The sequence below is a fragment of the Corynebacterium sp. genome (genome assembly GCF_012838985.1).
GTDB lineage: Bacteria > Actinomycetota > Actinomycetes > Mycobacteriales > Mycobacteriaceae > Corynebacterium.
Window position 1 is genome coordinate 1 of sequence record NZ_DUOE01000035.1, and the last position, 5,805, is coordinate 5,805.

Annotated in this window: 6 protein-coding genes and 2 pseudogenes; 3 read left to right on the top strand and 5 right to left on the bottom strand. The window is 69.2% G+C overall.

Annotated elements, in window-relative coordinates; all coding sequences use genetic code 11:
- From GXZ33_RS01670 to GXZ33_RS01680, 3 genes are all read left to right on the top strand, one after another.
- The coding region (locus GXZ33_RS01670; protein WP_363236744.1) for an urease accessory UreF family protein at positions 1 to 675 on the top strand (675 nt) is incomplete at its 5' end.
- An 8-nt stretch (positions 676 to 683) separates the two neighbouring features.
- On the top strand, positions 684 to 1,307 hold the full coding sequence (gene ureG, locus GXZ33_RS01675) for an urease accessory protein UreG (protein WP_291339129.1): 624 nt from the start codon (positions 684 to 686) through the stop codon (positions 1,305 to 1,307).
- Positions 1,304 to 2,176 carry an urease accessory protein UreD gene (locus GXZ33_RS01680; protein WP_291339130.1) on the top strand — a complete coding sequence of 291 codons (873 nt, stop codon included), beginning with the start codon at positions 1,304 to 1,306 and terminating at the stop codon, positions 2,174 to 2,176. Before ureG ends, GXZ33_RS01680 begins: the two co-directional genes overlap by 4 nt.
- A gap of 149 nt (positions 2,177 to 2,325) precedes the next feature.
- Here GXZ33_RS01680 and GXZ33_RS01685 read toward each other — a convergent pair whose 3' ends face one another.
- The 5 genes and pseudogenes from GXZ33_RS01685 to GXZ33_RS01705 all read right to left on the bottom strand — a co-directional run.
- Complete coding sequence (locus GXZ33_RS01685; RefSeq protein ID WP_291339131.1) at positions 2,326 to 2,886, bottom strand: FAD-dependent oxidoreductase; 561 nt, start codon at positions 2,884 to 2,886, stop codon at positions 2,326 to 2,328.
- 86 nt (positions 2,887 to 2,972) lie between these two features.
- Positions 2,973 to 3,257 (bottom strand): annotated as a pseudogene (locus tag GXZ33_RS01690) (MFS transporter); the annotation flags it as partial.
- A 185-nt stretch (positions 3,258 to 3,442) separates the two neighbouring features.
- Positions 3,443 to 4,171, bottom strand: a complete 729-nt coding sequence (locus GXZ33_RS01695; protein ID WP_291339132.1) for a peroxiredoxin — start codon at positions 4,169 to 4,171, stop codon at positions 3,443 to 3,445.
- 112 nt (positions 4,172 to 4,283) lie between these two features.
- Positions 4,284 to 5,675 (bottom strand): thiol reductant ABC exporter subunit CydC, encoded by a 1,392-nt coding sequence (gene cydC, locus GXZ33_RS01700; protein WP_291339134.1) that lies wholly within the window; start codon positions 5,673 to 5,675, stop codon positions 4,284 to 4,286.
- Positions 5,676 to 5,718: 43 nt separating this feature from the next.
- Positions 5,719 to 5,805, bottom strand: a pseudogene (locus GXZ33_RS01705) (ATP-dependent protease); the annotation flags it as partial.

Genomic DNA, 5,805 nt, shown 5'->3' on the forward strand with positions numbered 1-5,805 from the left:
CATGCCCGTGCCGTTCCGACACAGCGAGCACACGCATTGAGGTCCCTGTCCCTGCTGCTGCAGCTCAGTGACTCGGCCCTGCCCACCGGGGGGTTCAGCCACTCCTTCGGCTTCGAGCAGTACATCGACCGAGGTGACATCCACGACGCGGACACGTTCTCGGCGTGGGTACGCGCCTATGTAGCCACCCAATTGACCTACAACGACGCTCTGCTGATGCGCCTGCTGTACGAGGGCCACGACGAGGGGGACCTCGCCGACCGAGCGCTGGCAGCGACCCTGCCGGCCCAGGTTCGTGCCGCGGACGTGGCCATGGCCAAGCGCATCCGCATGATCGCGACGGACGCCCTCGGCGTCCCGCCGTGTGAATGGGACTACGCCCACCCCGCCCTGGAGTTCGCGCGCGTAACCCGCCACTTCGGCGTGCCGCTCGACGATGCCGTGACAGCCCACCTGACGGGAGCGGTCAGTACGCTCACGCAGAACGCGGTGCGTGGCATTCCCATCGGTCAGTCCGACGGCCAGCGCATCATCACGTCGGCCCATCCCTGGATCGAGGCGGCCCGCGCCGAGGTGCATCTGCTCGACCCCCACGACTTGGGCGTCGTCGCACCGGGCTTGGAGATCGCGCAAATGCAGCACGAGCGCCTTCGCGCTCGCATGTTCATGAGTTAGGAGAAGAGATGCCCACCAACAATGTTGTCCGCATCGGGGTCGGCGGCCCCGTCGGCTCCGGCAAGACCCAACTGATCGAGCGCATTACCCGTCGCATGGCGGGCGATGTCTCGATGGCCGCGATCACCAATGACATCTACACCATCGAGGACGCGAAGATCCTCGCCGCAACCAGCGTCCTGCCTGAGGACCGCATCATCGGCGTCGAGACCGGCGGTTGCCCCCACACGGCGGTCCGCGAGGACACGTCGATGAACGACGCCGCTGTGGAGGAGATGCTGCGGCGGCACCCCGATCTCCAAGTGCTGTTCATCGAGTCCGGCGGCGACAACCTTTCGGCCACGTTCAGCCCTGAGTTGGTTGACTTCTCCATCTACGTCATCGACGTGGCCCAGGGCGAGAAGATCCCCCGGAAGGCTGGCCACGGCATGATCAAGTCCGACCTTCTCGTCATCAACAAGACCGACCTCGCGCCTTACGTCGGGGCCGACCTCGGAGTCATGCGCAGTGACTCCGAGCGCGTGCGTGCGGGCAAGCCGTTCGTGTTCACCAATCTCAAGACCGACGAGGGTCTGGATGGCGTCGTGGCGTGGATGAACCATGACGTGCTCATGACCGACCTGATCGCATGACCCACGCGCGACTCGGATTCTCCGCGGCGACGCTCCCTGAGGTGGCAGGGGAACTGTGGCTGACGGTGGCCCCAGACGGCGGACGGACCCGTCCCGTGAAGACCGAGGGGCACGGCGTCCTGCGCCTGATGCGGCCGCTGTACCTGGACGACACGGGCCAGCTCACGTACGTCATCGTGAACCCCGGCGGGGCCTACTTCGGTGAGGACTACCGGATCAAGGCGGACCTGGCTCCAGGGTCGGCACTCCTGCTGGCCTCCCAGGGTGCGACGCGCATCTACCGGACACCCGAACGCCCGGCCGTCCAAGATTCCGAATACCTCCTGGAGGATGGTTCTCGGCTGGAGTACATCTCGGAGCAGACCATCGCCTATCGGGACGCCGAGTACCACCAGAACACGCGTGTCACGGCCGCCGAGACCGCGACAGGCTACTTCGACGAGATCGTGACACCAGGATGGAGCCCCGACGACACCCCGTTCTCCTACGCCGGCATGCGGCTCCGCACTGAGGTCCGGGCCGAGGATGGCCGCCTGGTCTGCCTCGACAACCTGCACATCCGGCCCCGGCAGATTGGGCACGCCATCGACGGCATCGGCTACTTGGAGGGCTCCAGCCACATGGGGAGCGCACTCATCCTGGGGCCGCACACACTGGGCGGCTATGTGGACGCGATCCGTGCCGTCGTGGACGGCCATGACCTCGAGCGTGCCGGAGTGACCTCCGGCTCGCGCCATGGGGTCTCGTGGGTCATGGTGCGCGCCCTCGCCAACTCGACCGACGCGCTACGGGCGCTGCTCACTGACGTGAACCAGTGGGATCGGTCAACGACAACCGGGCAGGGTCGTTTGGACCTGCGCAGGTACTGAAGGGGCCGCGTGGTGGCTCCTCCCACGCGTCCAGCCACAGGTCCCCGTCTGAGGCGGGCTTGTCGTGGCTCCCCCGCTGCTGGATACCCCGGTCCAGGAGGACGCCCGGGCAGCGGGTGTGCGGGGCGCTGACGCGGGGGCGTGTGCCGTCACCCCAGGAGCGCCGCGCGGATCTCCCCGGCGGCGCGGCGTCCCGACACCAGCGCCCCCTGGATGGAGGCGTGTGCGCGATGGTCGCCGGCGACGTACAGGCCGTCGTCGACCTGCGTGCGGCTCCCGTCCTTCCGCGGTGCCGCCACGGCGGGCAGCGAGTGCGGGATCGCGTGCCGGACCACCACCCGCCAGCCCGCGGTGGGGCGTCCGTACACGACCTCCAGCTCCGCGCGCACCTGGGCCTCGGGCGCCTCGGCCAGCGTCACCGCGGAGATGAGGTGGTGCCCGGGAGGGGCGTAGGAGGGGCTGACGTTGCTGATCACCGCCGTGTTGATGACGGGGCCGCCGCCGGGGTGGAGGTGCAGCATCGTCGAGGCGGTCGGCACCTCCTCGGTCGCGAACCACCAGGTCACGCAGCCTCGCATGGGGACGTCCGGGGTGCCCGCCAGCCGGGACGCGGTCGCGGGATCGGTCGCGACCAGCACCAGCCGCGCCGTCCGGACGCGGCCGGCCGTGGCCACCCGCCAGCCGTCCGGGGCGCGCTCCAGGGATTCCACGGGCTCGTCGAGGACGACGCGGCCCGCACCGGCGCGGCCAGCTGGGCCGACAGGGCGCCCATCCCCTGGGCGGGCAGAGCCGGGGTGCCGAGGGCGAAGTAACGCACCATGCCGACGAGAACTTTCCGACGCCCCACCAGGTCGCCCCAGCGCGGCAGGAACAGGGAGAACAGGGCGGCCGCCGTGAAGAAGGCGGTCTGGGTGAGGCCGATCTGGGCTGCCGTGGCGCTCAGTTCGCGCTCCATCGTGGCCAGCGCGGGGGAGAGCATCGAGGCGTTGAGCTGGAAGGCGAACACCGCCACGAGAAGCGCCAGCACCAGAGGGATCACCTCGGAGGCCGGCGCACGGCGAACCTCTACGACGTGTGACATTCGGACACCACCTTGGGGGACGCGGCCGAGGCATGTCCGGGACATCGCGGGTCATTTCGGCCGGAACGAAAGGGTATGATCTTATTCTTCCCCTTCGGAGCCTCCGCTTCCACATCTTCCTGGTCGCACACAGGGAAACGCCGCCCCGACGGTCATGTCCGGGGCGGCGTGCCTGGCGGTGGAGGCTACTTCTGGATGGCCTTCTCGACGGTCTCCTCGTCGATGGCCCGGGTGCAGAAGAACCAGTCGACACATTCGACGTCGTCCTCCTGACCGGTCATGCGGTTCTCCGCCACGCCGCAGGAACCGGCGGTCGGGACGATGACGTTCTCGCCCGGGCGCCAGTCGGCGGGGGTGGCGACGTTGAACTCGTCGGCGGTCTGCAGCGCCTTGACCACGCGCAGGATCTCGTCGAAGTTACGTCCGGTCGACAGCGGGTAGTAGAGGATGGTGCGGACCTTGGCCTCCGGGTCGATGATGAACACCGCGCGCACGGCGGAGGTCTCGGCCTCGCCGGGCATGATCATGCCGTACCTGCGGGAGACGTTCATGGACACGTCGTCGATGAGGGGGAACTTGACGTCGACGTTCTTCCAGCCGCGGAACTCCATCTTCTCGCGGATGGTGCGCAGCCAGGCGATGTGGCTGTACAGGCCGTCCACGGAGACGCCGACCAACTCGGTGTTGTACTTGCGGAATTCGTCGGCCATGACGGCGAAGGTCATGAACTCGGAGGTGCAGACCGGGGTGAAGTCGGCGGGGTGGGAGAAGAGGATGACCCACCGGCCCCTGTAGTCGGACGGGAAGTTCACCGGGCCCTGGGTGGACTCGGCGGTGAACTCGGGGGCGGTGTCGCCGATGCGCGGCATGGGGAAAGCCTGGTCGGCGGGGGCGGGGGTGGTGGTTTCAGACATGGGAACACTCCTTAGAGGGGGATCTGACCTGGTGCCTAATACCCTGGGGGGTATAAAAACAATGCTAGTTCTGGTGGAAATAATTGTCAATTGCGGGAAACGTCCGTGCCGTCTATTCCTCTTCGTGGGTCACCACCACCACGCTGCGGTCCGGGCGGGCCCCCGGCAGAGGGTTGTTCTCCAGCATGGCGAGCAGTTCTGCGGCGTCCCCGGCCGCGATGTGGGCGGTGGGCTCGTCGAGGAGCAGGACAGGGGCATCCGAACACAGTGCCCGGGCGAGGAGCAGCCGACGACGTTGGCCGCTCGACAGCGAGCCCGCGCCATCCGTGAGCAGCATGTCCAGACCGCCGGAACGCCGCAACCAACCCCCCAGGCCGACGGCGTCGAGCGCCTGCCACATGGTGGCCTCATCGACGCCCGGGTTGGCCACCCGGAGGTTCTCGCGGACGGTCGTGGCGAAGAGCCATTCGTCCTCCGCGTGCACCCGCACCGTGGCACGCAACCGCTCCGGTGCAATCTCCGCGAGGTCGCGGCCGCCCAGGGTGACCGTGCCCGACAACGGTGGGACCAGTCCGGCCAGAGTGAGCAGGAGGGTGGTCTTGCCGCAGCCGCTGGGACCGCGTATCACCCGCCGACCACCCGGCGGCAGGGAGAGGTTCCAGATCCGGTCGCCGAAGGCGCACCGCAGGTCAGTGGCCTGCAGTTCCAGGCCGGGGACGTCCGCGCCCGGCGACTCCGCCGGCGGCGTGTCCAGCAGCCGGGACAGCCGTTCCTCCGCGCCGGCGGCCTCCTCGGCGTGGATGGCGGCCGAAGCCAGGCGGCCGTGGGACTCGAAGGCCGCCAGGGGGAGCATCACCATCATGCCCAGCCATGTCGGATCGCCGGAGTAGGTCAGGGCGCCCACGACCAGGACGAGCACCGCTGCCAGGCCGGTGGTCCATGCTTCGGCGGCCGCCGCCGGGGCCAGCGGCGCCGCTGCCGCGACCTGCGCTCCCGAACTGCGGGTCGACGCCGCCGCGCCCGACCTGATCCGCTCATCCCCGAGTCCCGCGGCCTCGAACTCGACCCGGTTGTCCAGGATCTCGTCCAGGGCCACCGACCATCCGTCGACGGCCTCGGCGCGCCGGGCGGCGCGGGCGGAGCGTACCGCCAGACGCGGGACCACCAGTCCGGTGACCAGGAAGCCCAGGGCGAGAACAAGGCCGGCCAGCGGATGAAGGAGGCCGGCGGCGAGCACGGCGGCCACGGACACGATGAGGGCGACGCCACGGGGGACGATGGACCGGACGATGAGGTCGGTGACGCGTTCGGCGTCGGAGACCAGTGCGACGAGACCTTCCCCACGCGTGGCCAGGTGGCCACGGCCCGAGGGGTCCCGGGCCAGGGTGGTGAACAGCCGCGACCGCAGGGTGGTCAGGGCGCTCAGCGCCAGCCGGTGGCTGACCAGCCGGTCGATGTAGCGGAACACCGCCCGGGAGATTCCCAGCGCGCGGACCGCGGTGATGGCCGACCAGCCCGATGGAGCCCTCCGCCTGTTCCACCGAGACGATACGAGCCATGGTTCCCACCCCGAACCGCGCGTCGCCTCCCCCCACCTCGGAGCCGCGTTCGATGAGGACGACGCCGAACTCCGG

Bases quoted from the DNA above. Each gene is read 5' to 3' on its own strand.
- ureG (WP_291339129.1), top strand. From the start codon at position 684: ATGCCCACCAACAATGTTGTCCGCATCGGGGTCGGCGGCCCCGTCGGC.
- GXZ33_RS01680 (WP_291339130.1), top strand. From the start codon at position 1,304: ATGACCCACGCGCGACTCGGATTCTCCGCGGCGACGCTCCCTGAGGTG.
- GXZ33_RS01695 (WP_291339132.1), bottom strand. From the start codon at position 4,171: ATGTCTGAAACCACCACCCCCGCCCCCGCCGACCAGGCTTTCCCCATG.